We start from the raw sequence: 20,222 nt of genomic DNA on the forward strand, positions 1-20,222 counted from the left end.
CGCCTTCTCGCGAGAATTCAATATCTCAGGCGACCGCGGAAACCAGCCAGGCTTTGCCCGGCATCATCACGCCTTGTCCTGGCACATGATGTCGAGCGAAGATGTCAGCCAGATCATTGCTGGCCTTTTTCACTATCGACTCGCCTTTGTCGCTCAACAGACGCCCAAATGCCAGCGAGGCCAAGGCAAATTCTACGGCTTTCTCCGGGGTTGCGCCAGCGCCACCGACTGGCTGAAGACCCTCATAGGCGACAACCTCCATATCGGTGAAGCCGCTGCCGTCCATTATTTCGCCCAGGTACACCAGATCTTCAAAAGCGAAGGGTCCGGGGGCGCGCGGAACCGCGGGCGGCACTTCGACATGATTTCTGACCACGCCCATCATTTCCATCATCCACAGATTGTCGCGCGGCGGCCCCCAGACCGCCAGATCGATGCGGCCACCGTTTCGCAGCAGGCCATGCAAATGAGAAAATGCGCTGACCGGGTCTTCGAAGAACATGCTGCCGAAGCGCGAGAACAGACGGTCATAAGGCGCATCTGCCAATTGTACGGTCGCCGCATCGGCGCAGATGAAATCTATGTTTTCCGCTCCGTCCGTTTCTGCACGCTCCTTTGCAGCCGCGACAAGATCCGGTGAAATGTCGACGCCGAGTACATTGCCCGCAGGCGCCACGGTCTCTGCAATCGTCAGCGTGGTCGCACCGCCTCCACAACCCAGGTCGATGACCGTCTCCCCCGACTGATAGTCGGCGCGGGCGAGCAATGCATCGCCAATCGGAGCGATCATCTCTTCGAACAGGGACAGGCTGGCCAGCCATTTCAACCCCATGTCGCCGGCCCAGTCTTCCGGTACCATTTCTTCGCCTTGCAGACCCGAATTGCCGTTATCAATACTCATGAAATATGTCCTGTCTCATAATATTCTGGCGAAGCCTGCACTGACGCTGCTGGTTGATGGTCGGTCGTCCGGCGTGCCAAATGGTGACGCTGCCTTCATGATCCGCTGCAGATCGGGTTGGTCGGTCAAAAGCGCCTCCATCGTGCTGACGCAAAGCCGTGCGGCGTCATCGGCCAGATCATAGCAAATCTGCTTGCCCTCTCGCCGCGTCTTGACAATATCGGCCCGCCGCAACTCGGCCAGTTGCTGACTGAGCGCTGGCTGGCCGATGCCCGTCGCCGCATCAATGTCGCTGACGCTGCTTTCTCCCCGCAGCAGGTAGGAGAGAATCATCAGCCTTTGGGGCTGCGCATAGACCTTCAGCTTTTCGGTCGCGACATCGGCGCGGTCCCGGCTTTCAAAAATAGCTGTCATCCGGCCTTCACCCTGCGGCAGAACCAGTCGTCTTCCCGGCTGATCTCCTTTGCCGATAGCGGCGGAATTTCGAGCACATCATCACCCGGCTGCCAGCCTTCCGGTGTCAGAACAGATTTCTCCTCGGTGAGCTGAAGCGCTGCCAATAGGCGGATCATTTCATCGACCGAGCGGCCAACATTGTGCGGATAGCAAGTCGTTGCCCGGATGATCCCTTTGGGATCAATGAAATAGCTGGTCCGCATCGCCGCGGAATCGGCGGCATGTTCATCGATCATGCCAAAGGCGTGACCAACAGTCATGCTCGGATCCTCGACGATCGGAAAGGATATTTCTACCGCAAATCTGTCCTCGATTGCGCGCACCCAAGCGAGATGGGCGTATAAGCTGTCCACGGACAGACCCAGCAAAGCGCAATCCATTGCTTCAAATCTCTCCCGATGGCGCGCCAGAGCGACAAATTCGGTGGTGCAGACCGGCGTAAAATCCGCTGGGTGCGAAAAGAAAATCAGCCAGCGGCCACGATAGTCGGACAGCTTGACCGGTCCATGGGTGGAGCGTGCCTCGAAATCCGGCGCGCGGTCCCCAATACGCAATGCTCCTGACTTTACCGGCAATTGTTCTGACATTAAATTCAACCTTTCCCGAGAATTGGCAGCCTTGGCATATTGACGCAACATATATAATGTATTACATGTTTTATGTAAATGTGAATATGAGGAATTTTCCATGACTGATTCGACATTGATTCATGCGACAGAGCAAATTTCCAAGGCACAGCGCAATATACCTGTGATCCAGTCATTTTTTGACCAGCCAACCAATACGGTGACCTATGTCGTGCATGATGCGGAGAGCAGATCTGCCGCCATCATCGATAGCGTCTTTGATTTTGATCCGGCTTCCGGTCGGACCTCGTTCGACTCTGCCGACGAAGTCATTGCCTATGTGCAAGAGCAGGGACTGAAAATTGAATGGCTGCTCGAAACCCATGCCCATGCTGATCATTTGTCGGCTGCGCCCTATCTGCAGGAAAAGCTCGGGGGCAAGATCGCCATTGGCGAGCATATCGTGACGGTGCAGGATGTGTTTGGCAAATTGTTCAATGCTGGCACGGAATTTCAGCGGGACGGGTCGGATTTCGATCATCTGTTCGCCGACGGCGATACCTTCAGGATTGGCGCTATTGATGTAACCGTGATGCACGTGCCCGGCCATACGCCCGCTTGCATCGCCTATGTCATTGGCGATGCCGTTTTTGTCGGCGATACCATGTTCATGCCCGACTATGGCACCGCCAGGGCGGATTTTCCGGGCGGCGACGCACGCAAATTATACCAGTCAATGCGGCGGATATTGTCGCTGCCCGGCACCACCCGTCTGTTCATGTGTCATGATTATTTGCCGGAAGGGCGGATGCACTATGTCTGGGAAACCACCGTTGCCGAAGAGCGGAAGCACAATATTCATGCCCATGACGGGGTGAGCGAGGACGAATTTGTGACCATGCGGACCGCGCGGGACAAGACGCTGGATATGCCGCGACTGATTCTGCCGTCGGTGCAGGTCAATATGCGCGCCGGCCACTTGCCGCCCGCGGAAGACAATGGCGTTCGCTATCTCAAAGTTCCGTTGAACGGCGTCTGATGCTCTCGGCATTTCCTCATGCAATGCCGGTGGCAGGCCTGATCGGTGGGCTGATGATTGGCGTGGCTGCCGCGATCATGCTGCTGGGTCTTGGCCGGATTGCCGGGGTCAGCGGACTCGCGGCGCGTGCCACCGGGATCGCTGATAGCGGCGCGCCGCGCAGCATCGCGATAGCCTTCATTGTCGGTCTGCCGCTCGGAGCATTGATTCTCTCCTGGATCACCGGCGGTATCGTGACCCGCTTCCCGCCCTCGATAATTCCGTTGCTGATCGGCGGCTTGCTGGTCGGCTACGGGACCCGCCTTGGCTCAGGCTGTACCAGCGGGCATGGCGTCTGCGGGATGTCGAGACTGTCGCGCCGATCGCTAATAGCCACCGCGATCTTCATGACGAGCGGATTTATTACGGTCGCGCTGATGCGTGCAGGAGGCTTCCTATGAAGCAGATTGTGGTCGCTCTTTTCGCGGGTGCTTTATTTGGTGCCGGCCTTGCCTATTCCGGCATGGCTGATCCGGCGCGGGTTCAGGGGTTTCTCGACCTTTTTGGTGACTGGGACCCGACACTGGCTTTTGTAATGGGCGGAGCGATGCTGCCAATGGCGCTGGCCTGGATCATCCAGCGGCGGCTCGACAAGCCATTTGCCGATGCGCATTTCTCGCTTCCGGACACATCGCGGATCGATCGCAAGCTGACCATCGGCGCGGTGCTATTCGGTGCCGGCTGGGGCATCAGCGGCCTTTGTCCAGGGCCTGGGCTGGCCGATCTCGCGATCAACCCCCTGCCCGCACTGGCCTTCGTGATTGCCCTGCTGGCAGGCATGGTCGCCCATCGTGTGACAAGCTGAAACAGACTGAACCGAAAAGGACGTCCGATGACAAGCAAGCCAAAAATTACCAGGCTGGACGATCGCGTGAGCGTATCACCGCAGCTGGAGCTTGAGGATGTCGCGACACTGGCGAAGGCCGGTTTCAAATCGATCATCTGCAACCGGCCCGATGACGAAGACGGTGAGCATCCCCGTTCGAGCGCGATGGCAGAGGCGGCAGCCAAAGCAGGCCTGCGTTTTGCCTATGTACCGGCGATAGCCGGTGCGATCACCGATCAGGACGGTGAAGAAATGGCGGCGGCACTCGCCACCCTGCCCACCCCGGCACTGGCCTATTGCCGATCCGGTACCCGTTCGACGCATTTGACGAAAATGACGCAGCCAGCGAGCAGCAAAAAGGCTGTTTCTTCCTCAAGATTCAATATTGTCATTGTCGGCGGCGGCACCGGTGGCATCGCTACTGCTGCGAGCATCCTGAAGCGCAACAAGAATATTACGCTCGCAATAATCGACCCGGCGGAGGACCATTATTACCAGCCCGGCTGGACAATGGTGGGGGGCGGGGCTTTTTCGGCGGAGTTCACGCACCGCAAGGAAAAGGACCTGATCCCGGACCGGGCGCTATGGATCAAGTCGGCCGTAACGGCATTTGATCCCGATCATAATTTCATCCATACGGCAGACGGACAGGCAATCGGATATGACGTTCTGATCGTCTGTCCGGGGATCAAGCTCGACTGGGAAGCGATTGACGGACTGCCCGAGACGTTGGGCAAAAACGGCGTCACATCCAACTACCGCTTTGATCTTGCTCCCTATACGTTCCGTCTGGTGAAGGGCTTGACCGGCGGGAGAGCCTTGTTCACCCAGCCGCCGATGCCGATAAAATGTGCCGGCGCTCCGCAGAAGGCGATGTATCTGTCCTGCAGCAAATGGGAAAAAGAAGGTGTGTTGGGCAATATTGACGTGCAGTTCCATAATGCGGGTGCAGTGCTGTTCGGCGTCAAGGAATATGTGCCGGCCCTGATGGAATATGTGGAGCGTTACAACGCGCATCTGAACCTCGAATCGAGGCTGGTCGCCGTGGATGGCGAAGCCCGGATTGCCACCTTCGAACAGAAACATGGCGAGGCAACCAAGCATGTCGAAGTGGCATTCGACATGCTTCATGTGGTGCCGCCACAAGCAGCCCCCGATTTCATTCGTTCCAGTCCGCTGGCAGCCGAGAATGGCTACGTCGATGTCGATCAGGCCACCCTGCGACACACAAAATATGCCAATATATTCTCGCTGGGAGATGCTTGCAGCGCCCCGAATGCCAAGACCATGGCCGCCGTTCGCAAACAGGCCCCGGTTGTTGCCGTCAACGCCCTCGCCGCACTCGACGGCAAGCCGCCGGTCGCCGATTATGATGGCTATGGCAGTTGCCCGCTGACCGTCGAGCGCGGCAAGGTGGTGCTGGCCGAATTCGGCTATGGCGGCAAATTGCTACCGAGCTTCCCCCATTGGCTGATCGACGGTACCAGGCCCTCGCGGCTGTCGTGGCTGCTCAAGGACACCATCCTGCCGCCGGTTTACTGGCATGGCATGCTCAAGGGACGCGAATGGATGGTCAAACCCCACCGCATCGGTACAGAACAAGATAGCGCATGAAAATTTCGCGCTATTTGCCAATTCTGGATTGGGGCAGTCGCTATAATGGCACGACGCTGACCAATGACGGCGTGGCCGCGATCATCGTGACGATCATGCTGATTCCGCAAAGCTTGGCCTATGCCATGCTCGCGGGACTGCCGCCCGAAATCGGACTCTACGCTTCAATCTTGCCGCTCATAGCCTATGCGATTTTTGGAACCAGCCGGACATTGGCGGTCGGGCCGGTTGCGGTGGTGTCGCTGATGACGCTGACCGCAGCCAGCGCCGTCGCTCCTCCCGGCAGCGCGGAATTTATCGCAGCAGCCTTGGTATTGGCGCTGCTCTCCGGCCTGTTCCTGCTGCTGCTGGGCATATTCAAGCTGGGCTTTTTGGCCAATCTGCTGTCCCACCCGGTCGTATCGGGCTTTATCACCGCCAGCGGCATCATCATCGCCACCAGCCAGATCAAGTCGATCCTGGGGATTCAGGCGAGCGGTGCTGCCATGCCGGAGCTGGTTTCCAGCATTGCCGCTACCATCGGGACAACCAATCTGCCCACGCTGATTATCGGCGTTTCGGCGACCGCCTTTCTATTCTGGGTCCGCAAGGGGTTGAAGCCCTTGCTGATGCGCCTTGGCATCCCGGCGCGCCCGGCGGAACTGCTGGCCAAGGCCGGACCGATCGCTGCCGTTGCCGTGTCGACCATCGTCACGATCATGTTCGGACTCGAGGCCCAGGGGGTCAAGGTGGTCGGCGATATCCCGCGCAGCCTGCCACCCTTTTCCGTACCGCTGGTCGATCTGGAGCTTTGGCGAACGCTGGCCATTCCGGCCTTGCTGCTCAGCATCATCGGATTTGTCGAATCGGTATCGGTCGGTCAGACATTGGCGGCGAAGCGGCGTCAGCGAATTGATCCCGATCAGGAACTGATCGGCCTTGGCGCGGCCAATATCTCGGCAGCCTTTTCCGGTGGCTATCCGGTTACGGGCGGATTTGCACGATCGGTGGTGAATTTTGATGCCGGCGCCGAGACACCGGCCGCAGGTGCCTTTACCGCAGTCGGAATCGCGTTGGCGGCGCTGTTTCTCACCCCACTGCTGTCTTCCTTGCCGATCGCAACCTTGGCCGCAACCATCATAGTCGCCGTGCTCAGTCTGGTCGACTTCAAGACTCCCCGGACAATCTGGCGCTACTCCAAGGCCGATTTTGCCGCGATGGCGGCGACCATCGGTGTCACCCTGTTCGCCGGGGTAGAGCCCGGCGTGATTGCAGGAGTCGCTCTCAGCCTTGCTCTATTCCTGTGGCGCAGCTCGCGTCCCCATGCCGCCATCGTCGGGCGCGTTCCCGAAACCGAACATTTTCGCAACGTCAACCGGCACCAGGTTTTCACCGACCCCCGCATCCTGACCATCCGTATTGATGAAAGCCTGACCTATCTCAATGCGCGCTGGCTCGAGGAGTTCATTCTCGAACAGGTCGCCGAACAGAAAAGCGTGCGCCACGTTGTGCTGATGTGCTCGGCGGTCAACGCGATCGATGCTTCGGCGCTGGAAAGCATCGAGGCAATCAACCACCGTCTCGAAGATGGCGGGATTTCGCTCCATCTGTCTGAAGTCAAGGGTCCGGTGATGGATCGCCTGCAGCGATCCCATTTTCTCGAGCAACTGTCAGGCAAGGTGTTTCTTTCACAAAATGGAGCTTATTCGGCGTTAATTGCAATTGCAGACGCCGAAGACAAGGCCGACAATATCACCGACGACTGGATGGCAAGAGGCATGATATGATGGAAAATGATCTCGCAATCAATCTCGCGCGGATCCAGTTCGCCTTTACCGTCAGCTTCCATTTCCTGTTTCCCGCTTTCACCATCGGCATCGCCAGCTATCTGGCGGTGCTGGAAGGTCTCTGGCTGAAAACCGACAATGGCGTCTATGCAAACCTGTATCGCTACTGGCTCAAGATTTTTGCCATAGTGTTCGCGATGGGTGTCGTGTCCGGCATCGTCATGTCCTATCAGTTCGGGACCAACTGGTCGGTGTTCTCCGACAAGGCCGGGCCGGTCATCGGTCCACTCATGGCCTATGAGGTGCTGACCGCATTTTTCCTCGAAGCCGGCTTCCTCGGGGTGATGCTGTTCGGGATCAACAAGGTCGGTCGCAAGCTGCATTTTGTCGCGACATTGGCGGTGGCGGTGGGCACCTTCATCTCCGCTTTCTGGATCCTGTCGGTCAACAGCTGGATGCAGACGCCGGTCGGCTTTGCGATCAACGATGTCGGACAATTCGTTCCTGCGGCGAGCTGGTGGGACATTGTCTGGAATCCCAGCTTCCCCTATCGCCTGGCCCATACATTGCTGGCGACCTATCTGACCACTGCCTTTGCAGTTGGTGCGGTTGGCGCCTGGCATCTGCTCAAAGACAAGACCAATCCGGGCGCGCGCAAAATGTTCTCTATGGCGATGTGGATGGCGGCCCTGGTCGCACCGGCGCAGATATTCGCTGGTGATTTGCACGGTCTCAATACGCTCGAATATCAGCCCGCGAAGGTGATGGCGATGGAAGGCCATTATCAGAGCCATCCAGAGGGTGCGCCACTGATCCTGTTCGGCATTCCCAACAGCGAGGAAAAGCGCGTCGATTATGCCATCCAGATACCCAAGGCATCATCGCTGATTCTCAAACATGATCTCAACGCGCCAATGGCCGGACTGGATACGATTCCCGAGGCAGACCAGCCCCCGGTCGGAATCGTGTTCTGGTCATTCCGGATCATGGTTGGCCTTGGCTTCGCGATGCTGGGCCTCGGCCTGTGGAGCCTGTACGCCCGCGCGCGCAGGAAATTCTTCGACTCGCCCTGGCTGCTCCGCGCTGCCGTGCTGATGGGGCCGTCCGGATTTATCGCCGTGCTCGCTGGCTGGGTCACGACCGAGGTCGGACGCCAGCCCTTCACAGTCTACGGCCTGTTGCGCACCAGCGAGAGCGCTGCCCCGCTCGATGCACCAGCGGTTGCCGCTTCCTTACTGGCTTTCGTTATTGTCTATTTCATCGTCTTCGGTGCCGGCATTGTCTATTTGTTCAAGCTCGTGGCCAAACCGCCGGAAGCCCATGAAGCAACACCGGATGACGCCCCCATCCGCACGGCAGGAATTACCCCTGCAGCCGCGATACTGGAAGGTGAAGACGATAGAGGAGTGGCGACATGAGCGGCATCGACCTGACCGTTATCTGGGCCGGCATCATCGCCTTTGCCGTGGTGGTCTATGTGATCATGGACGGCTTTGATCTCGGCATCGGTATCCTGTTTCCCAATTTCAAGGTCGGTCCCAATCGCGACACCGCGATGAACAGCATTGCGCCGGTATGGGACGGCAATGAAACCTGGCTGGTCCTGGGCGGCGGCGGCTTGCTCGCCGCTTTCCCGCTGGCCTATGCCATCATCCTGCCGGCGCTCTACGCGCCATTGATTGCGATGTTGCTGGGGCTGGTGCTGCGCGGCGTGGCCTTCGAATTCCGCTGGCGCGATCCCGGCCACCGTGCCGGCTGGGATTTTGCCTTTACCGCCGGGTCGGTCATCGCGACCTTTGCCCAGGGGATCACGCTGGGTGCCTTGCTGCAGGGGATATCGGTGGAAGGCCGCGCCTATGCGGGCGGCTGGTGGGAATGGCTGACGCCATTCAGCCTGCTGACCGGCTTTGCACTACTGGCCGGCTATGCCCTGCTCGGCTGCTGCTGGCTGATCTGGAAAACCGAAGGGCCGTTGCAGCGGCAATGTTACAGCTATGCCGGACGCCTGGGGATATTGCTGCTCGTCGCCATTGCTGCGGTAAGCGCCGCGACGCCGTTGCTCGAAGCGGAATATTATACACGCTGGCTGGCCTATCCCGGCGTCCTCGCGACCGCCCAGATCCCGCTCGCGACCCTGATCATCTCGGTGTTGTTTTTCCGCAGCCTGTCCAAACATCAGGAGGCCGCACCCTTTTTCTATGCGCTCGCCCTGTTCGGATTGAGTCTCGTTGGCCTGGCCGTCTCAATGTGGCCGGATGTGATCCCCGGCCGGGTCACGATCTGGGAAGCCGCCGCCCCCTATGAGAGCCAACTGTTCATGTTGATTGGCGCAGGCATCATGGTGCCGATCATTCTCGCTTATACGGGATGGGCTTATTGGGTCTTTCGCGGGAAGGTCGGATCGGACGGTTATCACTAATGGCTTTTGATCCCCTTTCATCGAAAGGCAAGGCAGCCGATCGCGCGCCCTTGGCCGGGCGGCTGCTCTGGCTGCTGGCTTACTGGGCAATGGGCGTGCTGGCAATCGGCGCGGTTGGCCTGTTCATCCGCTTCTGGATAAAGACCTGACACGGCCGAACGGTCACCTGGTCCATTCTGCCGTCAGCTCAATGCGCTTCGTCCCAGCTTTTGCCTGTCCCGATATCCACATCCAGCGGCACGGATAATGTGACAGCCGGTTCCGCCGCACCGGACATGACGCTGCGAATCACCTCGCTTGCTGCACCCACATCCGCCTCCGGTACTTCGAACACCAGTTCATCATGCACCTGCATCAGCATCTTCACACCGCCCAGCCCTGCTTCGGTCAACGCCGGGCCCATGCGCGCCATCGCCCGCTTGATGATATCGGCACTGGTCCCCTGAATCGGCGCGTTGATCGCCGCGCGCTCGCTACCCTGGCGTTCGGCCTGATTGCTCGACCGGATCCGTTCGAACCAGGTTTTGCGGCCAAACAGGGTTTCGGTATAGCCGGTCTCGCGGACCGACTGGAGCGTGGTCGAGATATAATGGTTGATCCCGGGGAAACGCTGGAAATAGGTGTCGATCATATTCTGCGCTTCATCCGGATCGACCTCCAGCCGTCTGGCCAGGCCCCATCGCGAAATGCCATAGAGGATCGCGAAATTGATCGTCTTGGCGCGGGCGCGGGCGTCGCGATCCTCGGTACCAAAAAGCTCCCGCGCGGTCCGGTTATGGATATCCTCGCCGGCGGCAAAGGCCTGTTTGAGCGTATCGACATCGGCAATATGCGCCGCCAGCCGCAGCTCGATCTGGCTGTAATCGGCGGCGAGGATGACATGGCCGGGCGCGGCGACAAAGGCTTGCCGGATCTGCCGGCCGATCTCGGTCCGGATCGGGATATTCTGCAGATTGGGCTCGGTCGAGGACAAGCGTCCGGTCTGCGCGCCGCTCAGTGAATAAGACGTGTGGACACGGCCGGTTTTCGGGTTGATCTGCTCCTGCAAAGCGTCAGTATAGGTGGATTTCAGCTTTGCCAGCTGGCGCCAGTCGACGATCTTCTGCGCGATTGGTTCGGCATCGCCGGCCAGCCGCTCGAGCACCGTGATATCGGTTGAATATTGCCCCGACTTGCCTTTCTTCCCGCCCTTCAGACCTAGCTTGCCGAACAGGATCTCGCCCAGCTGCTTGGGGCTGCCGATGGCAAAGCTCTCGCCGGCAAGCTCGTGGATCTGCAGTTCCAGCTTTGCCATTTCCTCGGCAAATTTGGCGGAAAGCCGGGACAGCTCCTCGCGATCGACCAGCACGCCGGTTTCTTCCATTTTCGCGATTACCGACACCAGCGGCCGATCGACCATCTGATAGATCCGGGTCGCCCGCTCCGGGACCATCCGCAAGCGCAATATTTCCCACAGCCGGAGCGTCACATCGGCATCCTCGGCCCCATATTCGGTCGCCTTGTCTAGCGGCACTTCGCCGAATCCGATCGCCTTCTTGCCAGTACCGGTCAGCGCTTTGAAGCTGATCGGCTCATGGCCAAGATGCAGCTTGCTGAGCTCGTCCATGCCATGACCATGGAGGCCCGCATCAAGGTTGAAGCTCATCACCAAGGTATCGTCAAACGGAGCGATCCGGATATCATGCTGGGCCAGCACACCCATGTCATATTTCAGATTCTGCCCGACCTTGAGTACGGCATCATCCTCCAGCAGCGGCTTCAGTTTCGCCAGCGCAGCCTCGAGACCGATCTGTTCCGGCGTCTCGCCAAACATGTCGCCGCTGGCGTGGCCAAGCGGGATATAGCAGGCCGCACTGGGTCCGGTGGCGAGGCAGACACCGACGATCCGGGCCGTCACACTTTCAAGGCTGTCCGTCTCCAGATCGACCGCGCACACGCCATGTTCGGTGGCCCGGGCAATCCACTGGTCGAGCGCCGCGACCGTCTGCACGCATTCATATCGGGAGCGGTCGATGGCGGGGGCGTCAGGCGCGGCGGCGATGGCCTGGGCCGGCTTCCGGTCGGCAACATCGGGATTTTGCGGCTCGGCATGGCCGTCACCGCCGAGCTTCTTGAGCAGGCTGTTGAACCCGTGATGCGACAGAAATTCGCGCAGCGGCGCGTCGGGAATATCCTGGATCAGAAAACTCTCCAGCGTGTCGGGCAGCGGGCAATCCTCCCGCAACGTCACCAATATCCGGGACAGTCGCGCCTGCTCGGCAAATTCGATCAGATTATCGCGCATCTTCGACGGCTTCATGTCCGGCGCAGCGATCAGCACGCTTTCGATATCACCATATTCGTTGATCAGCTTTGATGCGGTTTTGGGCCCGATACCGGGGACGCCGGGGATGTTGTCGGAACTGTCGCCCATCAACCCGAGCACATCCCCCAGCTTTTCCGGCCCGACCCCGAATTTTTCCTCGACCGTTGCCCGGTTCATCCGCGCATTTTTCATCGTATCGAGCATGTCGACGCGGCTGTCCCCATGCGGCTCGATCAGCTGCATCAGATCCTTGTCGGAGGAGACAATGGTGACTTTCCAGCCTGCATCCAGCGCCGCCTTGGTATAGGAGGCGATCATGTCGTCGGCCTCGACATTCTCTTCCTCGATCAGCGGCAGCGAAAAGGCACGCGTCGCGTCGCGGATCATCGGAAATTGCGGCTTCAGATCCTCCGGGGCTTCCGGCCGGTTCGCTTTATACTGATCATAGAGATCGTTGCGGAAACTGGTTCCCGCCTTGTCCAGAACCACTGCCATGTGCGTCGGACCATCGGCCTTGTTGAGTTCGTCGGCCAGCTTCCACAACATGGTTGTATAGCCATAGACTGCACCAACCGGCTCGCCGCGTACATTGGTTAGCGGCGGCAGGCGATGATAGGCTCGGAAAATATAGGCCGAGCCGTCAACCAGATAGAGGTGACTGGGTTTGCTGTCTGAAGTATCCGTCATAACCGCCAGCACTAGCAGCGCCAGCGGCCTTCGTCATTTCAAATTCCACGTCAGCGGAAATTTGAATGCGGCAGGGCTGGCCGGTAATCCTGCACATTATCATGAACCGGACGGGGCTTGGCGCGCATGCCGGGCTCAAATAATACCACCTGGTTGCGCCCGCGTCGCTTCGCCGTGAACAGAGCGGTATCGGCGTTCCCCAACATCGCCGCGCGTTGCTGACACGGGACGATGTCGGTCACGCCAATGCTGACGGTGATGACATGGCGCATGTTCTGATAAGGTTCAAAAATCGTATTCTCTATCTCATGCCGGATTATTTCGCCGATAATCTGACCCTCTGGCGCGCTGGTTGCGGGCAGGAATATGCCAAATTCCTCACCGCCAATGCGGCCAACCAGATCATTGCGGCGCAGAGTCTTGCGAAATATCTTGCCGAGCAGCATCAGCGCCTGATCGCCGATCGGATGTCCGAAATTGTCATTGATATTCTTGAAATGGTCAACATCGACGATCATCAGCACGCTGGATGCTTCTGCCGCACGCAATTGATCAAGCTGGCTCAAAAAGCTGTCCCGGCTGAGCAGGCCCGTCATCCCGTCAACATTGACACGCTGTTCCAGAACTTTGTTCGCCGTGCGCAACTTGGTTTGCGTTTCCTTGAGTCGGTTGGTCAGGCAAACCAGATGGAACCGTTGTTTCGACATATAAAAGCCCAGCGGTATCGTGATCACCCAGGGTATCATCAGCGACATGTTGATCGCTGGCCAGAACCGGTTGTCCATCCCGAAAAACAGCAAATAGGCCGCCGCCGTGAGCATCACCGACAGCAACGCCGCGATCGCCGAAATGATGGCGGTCTGTCGAACAGGCGACAAGCTGGACATGGTTGTGTTCATCAATCGCTCTTATGGCAGCGATATATTGAACTGCTGTGCAGATGCATGGTTAACTTTTTGTTGTGAAATGGCGCGATGCTTCGATTCAGTTCACCTGTCGCGGGCCGCGACCATCCTGCCACCATTGTTGCAGCCAGCCATAAGGACGGGCCACCGGTCGGCCACTCGTGTCTCGTGCCGGTTCGAAGCGGAACCGCGCCTCGATCAGCCGGCAGGTGGTCGCATCCAAAACAGGGTGACCACTGGATTGCCGGATCTGGCACCCGCGCGCACGGCCATCGGTGCCAACGGTGAAGCGGACCATGACATTGCCGCGATTCCCCGCCTCCCAGACGGAACGGGGGATGTCTTTGCGGCTAATCGCCCCGGACACATGGCGCGGACCGGAGACTATGCCGCCGCTGCCGGTCCCATCGCCGCTCCCACCGCTTCCCGATCCCTGGCCCTGACCACCGCTGCCAAAACCCGGACCGGGCTGGTCTGAAGCACCCGCCTGATTGTCACTTCCTACCCCGGCAACCGGTGCAGCAACCACGACCGATTCTACGTTGAGCTTTACTTCCGGTTTCGGCACAACAATCTGACTTGCCCTGGCCCGCAGATTTTCAGGCGAGGCCGCGCCTTCATCAGTTTCTGCCGGCTTCTTGTCCGGGGCCGCTTCTGGTGGCTGCGGCGGCGTGATATGGATGACCTTGAACCTTGGATCGATGCGCTCGGCAATCTCCAGGCTCATCCCGCTCAACAGCGCATAGCCGAGAGCGGCATGAATGGCGATTACCGCTGCCAGCGATTGGGCGCGGTCCTGCCCGCTGGTTTGCGTCCCGTAAGCCATCCCTCCTTTATACCAGCGGGCTTATGAATATTCGCTGGCCGACAGGCACAGTCAAAACCGATTGTTCGCGTGTATATATGGTGTTAAACAACAACCTGTTCGTGACTGGCGAGATCAAGATGGGATACCATCAGGGAGCGGACAAATTTTCAAGCCGATCGCCTGGGCATTTCTCTAACCTGGGAGTAGCCCGATGACCGATGACCCAAAACCCTTCCACATTGTCTTTCTGCTGTTCGACGGCATTACCCAGCTGGATTTCACCGGACCTGCACAGGTGCTTTCCCGTATTCCCGGTGCCGTGGTCCACACGGCGGCCAGGGAGATAAAACCGGTTCAGACAGACAGCGGCTTTGCGATCCTGCCCTCGGCCCGCTTCGGGGATTGCCCGCCAGCCGATTTGCTTTGCGTCCCGGGCGGATTCGGCATCAGGGAGGTGATTCGGGATGACATGACGCTGCAATTTTTGCGGAATCAGGCCGGTGCCGCACGATATGTGACCTCGGTCTGCACCGGTGCGCTGGCCCTGGGTGCTGCGGGATTGCTGCAGGACAAACGGGCGACCACCCATTGGGCCTATACCGGTCTCCTTGAAAAATTCGGGGCGACCTATGAAAAGGCGCGCGTGGTTCAGGATGGCCGTCTGATCACCGCTGGCGGGGTAACTGCGGGTATCGATTTTGCTTTGACGGTGACTGCGGAAATCGCCGGGCAACAACTGGCCGAGTCTATCCAGCTCAGTCTGGAATATGATCCGCATCCCCCCTTTCACAGCGGTCACCCCGATGTCGCGGATCCCGAACTGGTCGCGCAATTGCAACAGCAGGTTTACGCAAAAGCGGTTCGGCGTCTCGCCGATAGCATCGGCTAGCGAAAGCGACAGAGGACTTGCCGTTTGGGCTGCGCCATGGCTAGGTCGTCCGCTCAACGAAAGCCAGTCATTGACCGCTCCCACCGCTTCGTCTCCCATCACCGCACCGCGCCGGATCAGCGAGATCAAGCTGTTCCTGTTTTCGGCGGCCTGCGCCGTGGCGGTTGCCAATGGCTATTATATCCATCCGCTGATCGCCCCGGTTGGCGATGAATTTGGCGTGCATGGCACATTGCTGGGTCTGGTCCCGGCGTTCAATCAGATCGCGCTGGCACTGGGCATCCTGCTGCTCTTGCCGCTTGGTGACCGGATCAATAACCGCAAGCTGGTGATCCTCTTCGTCGCCGGCCAGTTTCTGGCGATGCTGGCGATGGGGCTTTCGCAGAATTTCCTGCTGTTTGTCGCGGCGTCCTCGCTGCTCGGCTTCGCCACCATCACACCCTATCTGTTGCCCGCTTATGTCACCAAGCGAGTGAGGCCGGATCGTATTGGTCATGTCACCGGGATCCTGACCGCCGGCATCACTGTCGGCTTGCTCGGCAGCCGTGCCGGAGCAGGCGTGCTCGGCCATTATTTTGGTTGGCGCGCGGCCTATGGGGTTGGCGCAGGTCTGACATTCCTGCTCCTGTGCATCATCCCGTTCATCATGGAAAAAGACGAAAAATTGCGCGATGACAGCAGTCCCAGCCAAAGCTATGCTGGCCTCATTGCTTCGCTTTGGCCGATCATCAAGGTCATGCCCGATGTCCTGATCGCCGGCCTGTTGCAAGCCCTGTCCTTCGGCTTCTTCCTGGCCTTGTGGCTCGGTATCGGCCTGCATTTGACCAGTCCTGCCATGGGCTATGGAGTCGATGTCGTCGGCTATCTCGCTCTGCTGGCGGTCAGCAATGTCTTCATCGCACCCTGGTCCGGACGACTCGCCGACCGGATCGGTCCGGAAAAGGCCCGGATGCTGTTCGCCATTTCCCAGTTGATCGGCGCGTTGCTATTGCTGATATCCGGCGACAATATCTGGATCATGATCCTGCCGATCCTGTTCAGCAATTTTGGCGGAGCGTCGATGGATGTCGCCAATCGCACGATCCTGTTTGGCCGCGCCCCGGAAATTCGGACCCGGCTGATGACCATCTATATTGTCATCATGTTCATCGGCGGCGGTTTCTCGAGCTGGCTCGGAACCGCCGTCTATGGCAGCGGCGGCTGGGACGGGCTGGCCCTGCTCTCGATCCTTCTCGCCAGCATGATCATGGCGCTGTCGATTTTCGGTATGCGCTTCAGGAAATCCTGACCAGCACCTTGCCGATATTACCGCCGGTGAACAGTTTTTCATAAGCGGTCAGAACATTTTCGATGCCGTCCGTGACATCAAAAGGCGTGTCGATCAGCCCCTCGTCGAGCCATGATTTCAATTGGGCTGTCAATCTTTCGCCCTGATCCATGAAATCGGGCGAGAAAAATCCTTCAATGCGCAGCCGCTTCATCAATATCTGATCGAAATGGTCCGGCCCCCTCCCGCGACCGTCGCCTTCATATTGGGCAAGCAGACCGCAAAGCGCGATCCGGCCGTAAAGCGCCATATTGGGCAGCACCGCATCGAGAATCGGCCCGCCCACATTGTCGAAATAGGCGTTGATACCGCCTTCGACTTTCGCCAGCTCTGCGGCGATATCGTCCTTCTTGTAATCGATGGCCTTGGTGATCCCGAGCTCCTCTTCCAGCCAGCGGCATTTATCCGGCCCACCGGCCAGGCCATAAACATTGGCCCCCAGGATCTTCGCAACCTGGCAAGCCAGCACCCCCGTGGCACCGGCAGCGGCAGAGACCAGCACATTGTCGCCAGCCTTCACGCCTGCGGTTTCCTTTATGCCCCATAGCGCGGTCCAGCCGTTGAAGCCGAGCACGCCAAAATGCTGCTTGATATCGTCGACGCTGTCATCGACCGTCACCAGCCCGGCCAGGTCCGGTTGCAGCACGCTATATTCGGCCCATTGCCCAAAACCGCGCACCAGCTCCCCCTCGACAAAGCCCTCGTGCCGGGACGCAGCAACATGGCCCAGCACCAGCCCGACCATCTTGGTGCCCAGTTGCAACGGTGGCTGATAGCTGTCTTCCCGCTCCGTCATCCACATCCGCGTGCCCGCATCCATCGACAGATAGGCCGATTTGACCAGTACCTCGCCATCGGCGAGTTGCGGCATTGGTTCGCTCTCGAGCGAAAGCGCACCGGAAACATCGCTGCCTTCGGGACGAGAATTCAGACGCCAGTATCGATTCATGGTCATGCCCTTGTCATGGCGGGAACCCATCTCCCGCTGATCCGGATAATGCCAGTTCAGGAGATGGGCTCCTGTCTGCGCAGAAGCACAGGACTGGACTCCAAATTAGAGCAAATCACTCCGTTCGATACTATCCTTATTGGCGGGAAGGCTGAACATCATCCCGTCCTTGCCCAGCACCACCGGTCCGTCATAGGCGGCATCGACACCCTTGAGATAATATTTGTCCAGATATCCCAGCGGCAGCGCCGGCACGATATGGGACAGCACCAGCATCTTCGCCTTGCCAGCCTTGGCTGTTTCCGCGGCCTCGACCGGTGTCGTGTGATAGTCTGGAATATCCGCCATTATTTTGACCAGCCGCTTGCGCCCGGCTCGGTCAAACGCCTTTTCCATCGTTCCGACCATCTCGGCATTCAGCACTTCATGGACCAGCAGATCGCAGCCATTGCAGATCGTCTCGACAATCGGCAGTTTGACCGTGTCACCGCTGAACACCACAGAGCGGCCGCCATAGTCGAACCGATAGCCGACCGCTGGCGAGATCGGTTCGTGGACCACGGAGAATGCAGTGATCTTGATCCCGTCCTGCTCGTACACAACCATCTCGTCCTGGCCTTCGGCGAAAGAATAGGGACGGGCCACGCCGCCGGCACCCGCCAGCGACATCGTCGCCTTGCCATGATGCGCAATTCGATATTGCACATCGGCGGCATAAGCGGCGTTCAGACCCTCGACGATGGGCTCGACGCCTACCGGCGCGATCACCGGCAAGGGCGCCGTGCGGCCGCCACCGGCCCAGCGCTGGAGCATCAGTTCGCCCATTCCGTCGATATGATCGCTATGAAAATGGGTGAGCAGCAGCGCCTCGACCTGCCCGGGTGCCAGCCCCATCAGGCCCAGATTGCGGACCGCACCGCCGCCGATATCGACAATGAACATCTTGCCGTCGATGATCACGGCAGAGCAAGGTCCCGCCCGGGTCGGATCGGGCAGCGGCGAACCGGTTCCGCACAATATGACATGCATGCCGTCCGGCAGATCACCGATCACATCGCGAGTGACAGCCGTCTCCACCGCCCGCGCGAATAGCCGCTCACCGATCTGCTCCTGAAATAACAGGCTCGCGCCCACGCCGGTCAACACCAGGACCAAAAGCGCCATCCCCAGTTTCTTCATCGATAGATCCCCCCGATTGACTCAGCATTCTACCAGATTGACGGCCAAGCCTCCTTGTGACGTTTCCTTGTAGCGCTCGCTCATATCCAGACCGGTTTTGCGCATGGTCTCGATTACTTCGTCGAGGCTGACCCGGTGCGTGCCATCCCCCAGGATAGACAGCCGTGCCGCCTCGATTGCCTTGACCGCGCCCACCGCGTTGCGTTCGATACAGGGTACCTGCACCAATCCGCCAACCGGATCGCAGGTCAGTCCGAGATTATGCTCCATCCCGATTTCCGCCGCATTTTCGACTTGCAATGGCGTGCCGCCCCAGGCCGCCGTCAGGCCAGCCGCAGCCATCGAACAGGCGACACCAACTTCACCCTGGCAGCCGACCTCTGCACCGGAGATAGAGGCATTTTCCTTGAACAGCGATCCGATGGCGGCAGCTGTGAGCAGAAAGGTTTCGACACCGGCGACATCCGCCTTGGGCGCAAATCTTTCGTAGAAGCGCAGCACCGACGGAACGATCCCGGCGGCGCCATTGGTCGGCGCAGTCACCACCTTGCCACCGGCTGCATTTTCTTCATTGACCGCCAGCGCCCAGAGATTGACCCAGTCCAATATGGTCAGCGGATCGGACAATGCCCGTTCCTGCTGCTCCATCAGTCGCGCATGGATCAGTGGTGCCCGGCGCTTGACGCGCAGGCCGCCGGGCAGAATGCCGCCTTGCAGGATGCCGCGATCGATACAGGCGGCCATGGCATCGGCAATCGCGCGGATATTGACACCAATCTCTTCGTCTTGCAGCCGGGTACGCTCATTGGCCCGCATGATTTCCGCGATCGACAGACCCTCGTCGGCGGCAATCTGGAGCAGATCTGCTCCCGAGCAAAAGCGATAGGGTACATCCCACAGGCCGCTCTCCGGATTGTTGCTGCCAATCTGGTCCTCGTCCAGGACCGCACCGCCACCGACCGAATAATAGACACGGCTCGCGATCGGCTGATCATCCCGGAACGCGGTGAAACGCATGGCATTGCTGTGGAAATCGAGCCGTTTCTTCTGGTCGAAGATCACATCCACTGCTTCGTCAAAAGCGATTCGATGGCTGCCGTTCAAGCGAATCTGCATCGATTCCCTTATTTCCCCGACCAGCATATCCGCGGCATCGGGTTCGATATTTTCCGGTCGTTCGCCGCTCAGCCCGAGCAGGATCGCACGGTCGGTGGCGTGGCCCTTGCCCGTCAGCGCCAACGAACCGAATAATCTGGTCTCAAGGCGGCTGACATCAGCCAACTCGCCGCTATCGGCGACCCGCTCGACAAATTGCGCCGCCGCCAGCATCGGACCCATGGTGTGCGAGCTCGAGGGTCCGACGCCAATCTTGAATAGTTCGAAGGTGCTGCAGACCATATCGCGCGTTGTTCCTCCCCATTCCCCGACGCAGTGCGGGGACCATCTCCTGATCGTCGGTCTATATCAAGCCGACCGGGCGCAGGATAGCGCTAGCGGTTGGCCGCCATCAAATATCATGTAACGCACTCCGATTTTGGCGCGTGCGA

Annotated in this window: 19 protein-coding genes and 1 riboswitch; of the genes, 10 read left to right on the forward strand and 9 right to left on the reverse strand. The window is 59.1% G+C overall.

Annotated features, from left to right (window positions below; translation table 11 throughout):
• Positions 1 to 25: 25 nt before the first annotated feature.
• Genes ACEW8J_RS05355 through ACEW8J_RS05365 form a run of 3 tightly spaced genes read right to left on the reverse strand, consistent with a single transcriptional unit; the run spans position 26 to position 1,944 of the window.
• The gene (locus ACEW8J_RS05355; RefSeq protein ID WP_373490610.1) at positions 26 to 901 is read right to left on the reverse strand and encodes a class I SAM-dependent methyltransferase; all 876 of its coding nucleotides are present in this window, start codon (positions 899 to 901) and stop codon (positions 26 to 28) included.
• A 15-nt stretch (positions 902 to 916) separates the two neighbouring features.
• Positions 917 to 1,315, reverse strand: a complete 399-nt coding sequence (locus ACEW8J_RS05360; RefSeq protein ID WP_373490611.1) for an ArsR/SmtB family transcription factor — start codon at positions 1,313 to 1,315, stop codon at positions 917 to 919.
• Positions 1,312 to 1,944 (reverse strand): peroxiredoxin, encoded by a 633-nt coding sequence (locus tag ACEW8J_RS05365; RefSeq protein WP_373490612.1) that lies wholly within the window; start codon positions 1,942 to 1,944, stop codon positions 1,312 to 1,314. The genes ACEW8J_RS05360 and ACEW8J_RS05365 overlap by 4 nt, the downstream gene beginning before the upstream one ends.
• A gap of 100 nt (positions 1,945 to 2,044) precedes the next feature.
• Here ACEW8J_RS05365 and ACEW8J_RS05370 point away from each other — a divergent pair, with 100 nt between their 5' ends.
• From ACEW8J_RS05370 to ACEW8J_RS05405, 8 genes are read left to right on the forward strand one after another with little or no spacing between them, the layout of a single operon-like run.
• Entirely contained in the window at positions 2,045 to 2,962 is a 918-nt protein-coding gene (locus ACEW8J_RS05370; protein WP_373490613.1) for an MBL fold metallo-hydrolase, read from the forward strand.
• Positions 2,962 to 3,402: a YeeE/YedE family protein gene (locus ACEW8J_RS05375; protein ID WP_373490614.1), complete on the forward strand. Its 441-nt coding sequence runs from the start codon at positions 2,962 to 2,964 to the stop codon at positions 3,400 to 3,402. The genes ACEW8J_RS05370 and ACEW8J_RS05375 overlap by 1 nt, the downstream gene beginning before the upstream one ends.
• Complete coding sequence (locus ACEW8J_RS05380; RefSeq protein ID WP_373490615.1) at positions 3,399 to 3,806, forward strand: DUF6691 family protein; 408 nt, start codon at positions 3,399 to 3,401, stop codon at positions 3,804 to 3,806. The genes ACEW8J_RS05375 and ACEW8J_RS05380 overlap by 4 nt, the downstream gene beginning before the upstream one ends.
• Positions 3,807 to 3,833: 27 nt before the next feature.
• Positions 3,834 to 5,441: a TIGR01244 family sulfur transferase gene (locus tag ACEW8J_RS05385; protein WP_373490616.1), complete on the forward strand. Its 1,608-nt coding sequence runs from the start codon at positions 3,834 to 3,836 to the stop codon at positions 5,439 to 5,441.
• A complete protein-coding gene (locus ACEW8J_RS05390; protein ID WP_373490617.1) occupies positions 5,438 to 7,207 on the forward strand; it encodes a SulP family inorganic anion transporter in 1,770 nt (589 codons plus the stop codon). Before ACEW8J_RS05385 ends, ACEW8J_RS05390 begins: the two co-directional genes overlap by 4 nt.
• The gene (locus ACEW8J_RS05395; RefSeq protein ID WP_373490618.1) at positions 7,204 to 8,625 is read left to right on the forward strand and encodes a cytochrome ubiquinol oxidase subunit I; all 1,422 of its coding nucleotides are present in this window, start codon (positions 7,204 to 7,206) and stop codon (positions 8,623 to 8,625) included. Before ACEW8J_RS05390 ends, ACEW8J_RS05395 begins: the two co-directional genes overlap by 4 nt.
• The gene (cydB, locus tag ACEW8J_RS05400; RefSeq protein ID WP_373490619.1) at positions 8,622 to 9,626 is read left to right on the forward strand and encodes a cytochrome d ubiquinol oxidase subunit II; all 1,005 of its coding nucleotides are present in this window, start codon (positions 8,622 to 8,624) and stop codon (positions 9,624 to 9,626) included. The genes ACEW8J_RS05395 and cydB overlap by 4 nt, the downstream gene beginning before the upstream one ends.
• Positions 9,626 to 9,775: a DUF2474 domain-containing protein gene (locus tag ACEW8J_RS05405; protein ID WP_373490620.1), complete on the forward strand. Its 150-nt coding sequence runs from the start codon at positions 9,626 to 9,628 to the stop codon at positions 9,773 to 9,775. The genes cydB and ACEW8J_RS05405 overlap by 1 nt, the downstream gene beginning before the upstream one ends.
• 38 nt (positions 9,776 to 9,813) lie before the next feature.
• Here the strand turns inward: ACEW8J_RS05405 and polA are convergent, their stop codons facing one another.
• From polA to ACEW8J_RS05420, 3 genes are all read right to left on the reverse strand, one after another.
• Positions 9,814 to 12,618 (reverse strand): DNA polymerase I, encoded by a 2,805-nt coding sequence (gene polA / locus ACEW8J_RS05410; protein ID WP_373490621.1) that lies wholly within the window; start codon positions 12,616 to 12,618, stop codon positions 9,814 to 9,816.
• Positions 12,619 to 12,668: 50 nt separating this feature from the next.
• The gene (locus tag ACEW8J_RS05415) at positions 12,669 to 13,517 is read right to left on the reverse strand and encodes a GGDEF domain-containing protein (RefSeq protein ID WP_373490622.1); all 849 of its coding nucleotides are present in this window, start codon (positions 13,515 to 13,517) and stop codon (positions 12,669 to 12,671) included.
• A gap of 85 nt (positions 13,518 to 13,602) precedes the next feature.
• Positions 13,603 to 14,349 carry an energy transducer TonB gene (locus ACEW8J_RS05420; protein WP_373490623.1) on the reverse strand — a complete coding sequence of 249 codons (747 nt, stop codon included), beginning with the start codon at positions 14,347 to 14,349 and terminating at the stop codon, positions 13,603 to 13,605.
• Between the two features lie 91 nt (positions 14,350 to 14,440).
• A riboswitch (ZMP/ZTP riboswitch) is annotated at positions 14,441 to 14,524 on the forward strand.
• Between the two features lie 18 nt (positions 14,525 to 14,542).
• Between ACEW8J_RS05420 and ACEW8J_RS05425 the strand changes: the two genes are divergently transcribed.
• Positions 14,543 to 15,220 (forward strand): DJ-1/PfpI family protein, encoded by a 678-nt coding sequence (locus ACEW8J_RS05425; protein WP_373490624.1) that lies wholly within the window; start codon positions 14,543 to 14,545, stop codon positions 15,218 to 15,220.
• Between the two features lie 70 nt (positions 15,221 to 15,290).
• Entirely contained in the window at positions 15,291 to 16,508 is a 1,218-nt protein-coding gene (locus ACEW8J_RS05430; RefSeq protein ID WP_373490625.1) for an MFS transporter, read from the forward strand.
• Here ACEW8J_RS05430 and ACEW8J_RS05435 read toward each other — a convergent pair.
• The 3 genes from ACEW8J_RS05435 to ACEW8J_RS05445 all read right to left on the reverse strand — a co-directional run bounded on the left by ACEW8J_RS05435 (position 16,495) and on the right by ACEW8J_RS05445 (position 20,073).
• Entirely contained in the window at positions 16,495 to 17,502 is a 1,008-nt protein-coding gene (locus ACEW8J_RS05435) for an NADP-dependent oxidoreductase (RefSeq protein ID WP_373490626.1), read from the reverse strand. The genes ACEW8J_RS05430 and ACEW8J_RS05435 overlap by 14 nt on opposite strands.
• Positions 17,503 to 17,601: 99 nt before the next feature.
• On the reverse strand, positions 17,602 to 18,675 hold the full coding sequence (locus ACEW8J_RS05440) for an MBL fold metallo-hydrolase (protein WP_373490627.1): 1,074 nt from the start codon (positions 18,673 to 18,675) through the stop codon (positions 17,602 to 17,604).
• 21 nt (positions 18,676 to 18,696) lie between these two features.
• Positions 18,697 to 20,073 (reverse strand): L-serine ammonia-lyase, encoded by a 1,377-nt coding sequence (locus tag ACEW8J_RS05445; protein WP_373490628.1) that lies wholly within the window; start codon positions 20,071 to 20,073, stop codon positions 18,697 to 18,699.
• Between the last annotated feature and the right edge of the window lie 149 nt (positions 20,074 to 20,222).

Origin of the sequence: Parasphingorhabdus sp., from assembly GCF_041748495.1 — a bacterium.
In the GTDB taxonomy this organism is placed as follows: domain Bacteria; phylum Pseudomonadota; class Alphaproteobacteria; order Sphingomonadales; family Sphingomonadaceae; genus Parasphingorhabdus.

Excerpts from the sequence above, each read along its gene's own strand:
- ACEW8J_RS05420 (WP_373490623.1), bottom strand. The coding sequence starts at position 14,349 with ATGGCTTACGGGACGCAAACCAGCGGGCAGGACCGCGCCCAATCGCTG.
- ACEW8J_RS05380 (WP_373490615.1), top strand. The coding sequence starts at position 3,399 with ATGAAGCAGATTGTGGTCGCTCTTTTCGCGGGTGCTTTATTTGGTGCC.
- ACEW8J_RS05385 (WP_373490616.1), top strand. The coding sequence starts at position 3,834 with ATGACAAGCAAGCCAAAAATTACCAGGCTGGACGATCGCGTGAGCGTA.
- ACEW8J_RS05405 (WP_373490620.1), top strand. The coding sequence starts at position 9,626 with ATGGCTTTTGATCCCCTTTCATCGAAAGGCAAGGCAGCCGATCGCGCG.
- ACEW8J_RS05425 (WP_373490624.1), top strand. The coding sequence starts at position 14,543 with ATGACCGATGACCCAAAACCCTTCCACATTGTCTTTCTGCTGTTCGAC.
- cydB (WP_373490619.1), top strand. The coding sequence starts at position 8,622 with ATGAGCGGCATCGACCTGACCGTTATCTGGGCCGGCATCATCGCCTTT.
- ACEW8J_RS05355 (WP_373490610.1), bottom strand. The coding sequence starts at position 901 with ATGAGTATTGATAACGGCAATTCGGGTCTGCAAGGCGAAGAAATGGTA.
- ACEW8J_RS05415 (WP_373490622.1), bottom strand. The coding sequence starts at position 13,517 with ATGAACACAACCATGTCCAGCTTGTCGCCTGTTCGACAGACCGCCATC.
- ACEW8J_RS05395 (WP_373490618.1), top strand. The coding sequence starts at position 7,204 with ATGATGGAAAATGATCTCGCAATCAATCTCGCGCGGATCCAGTTCGCC.
- ACEW8J_RS05390 (WP_373490617.1), top strand. The coding sequence starts at position 5,438 with ATGAAAATTTCGCGCTATTTGCCAATTCTGGATTGGGGCAGTCGCTAT.
- ACEW8J_RS05370 (WP_373490613.1), top strand. The coding sequence starts at position 2,045 with ATGACTGATTCGACATTGATTCATGCGACAGAGCAAATTTCCAAGGCA.
- ACEW8J_RS05445 (WP_373490628.1), bottom strand. The coding sequence starts at position 20,073 with ATGGTCTGCAGCACCTTCGAACTATTCAAGATTGGCGTCGGACCCTCG.
- ACEW8J_RS05360 (WP_373490611.1), bottom strand. The coding sequence starts at position 1,315 with ATGACAGCTATTTTTGAAAGCCGGGACCGCGCCGATGTCGCGACCGAA.
- polA (WP_373490621.1), bottom strand. The coding sequence starts at position 12,618 with ATGACGGATACTTCAGACAGCAAACCCAGTCACCTCTATCTGGTTGAC.
- ACEW8J_RS05435 (WP_373490626.1), bottom strand. The coding sequence starts at position 17,502 with ATGACCATGAATCGATACTGGCGTCTGAATTCTCGTCCCGAAGGCAGC.
- ACEW8J_RS05440 (WP_373490627.1), bottom strand. The coding sequence starts at position 18,675 with ATGAAGAAACTGGGGATGGCGCTTTTGGTCCTGGTGTTGACCGGCGTG.
- ACEW8J_RS05365 (WP_373490612.1), bottom strand. The coding sequence starts at position 1,944 with ATGTCAGAACAATTGCCGGTAAAGTCAGGAGCATTGCGTATTGGGGAC.
- ACEW8J_RS05375 (WP_373490614.1), top strand. The coding sequence starts at position 2,962 with ATGCTCTCGGCATTTCCTCATGCAATGCCGGTGGCAGGCCTGATCGGT.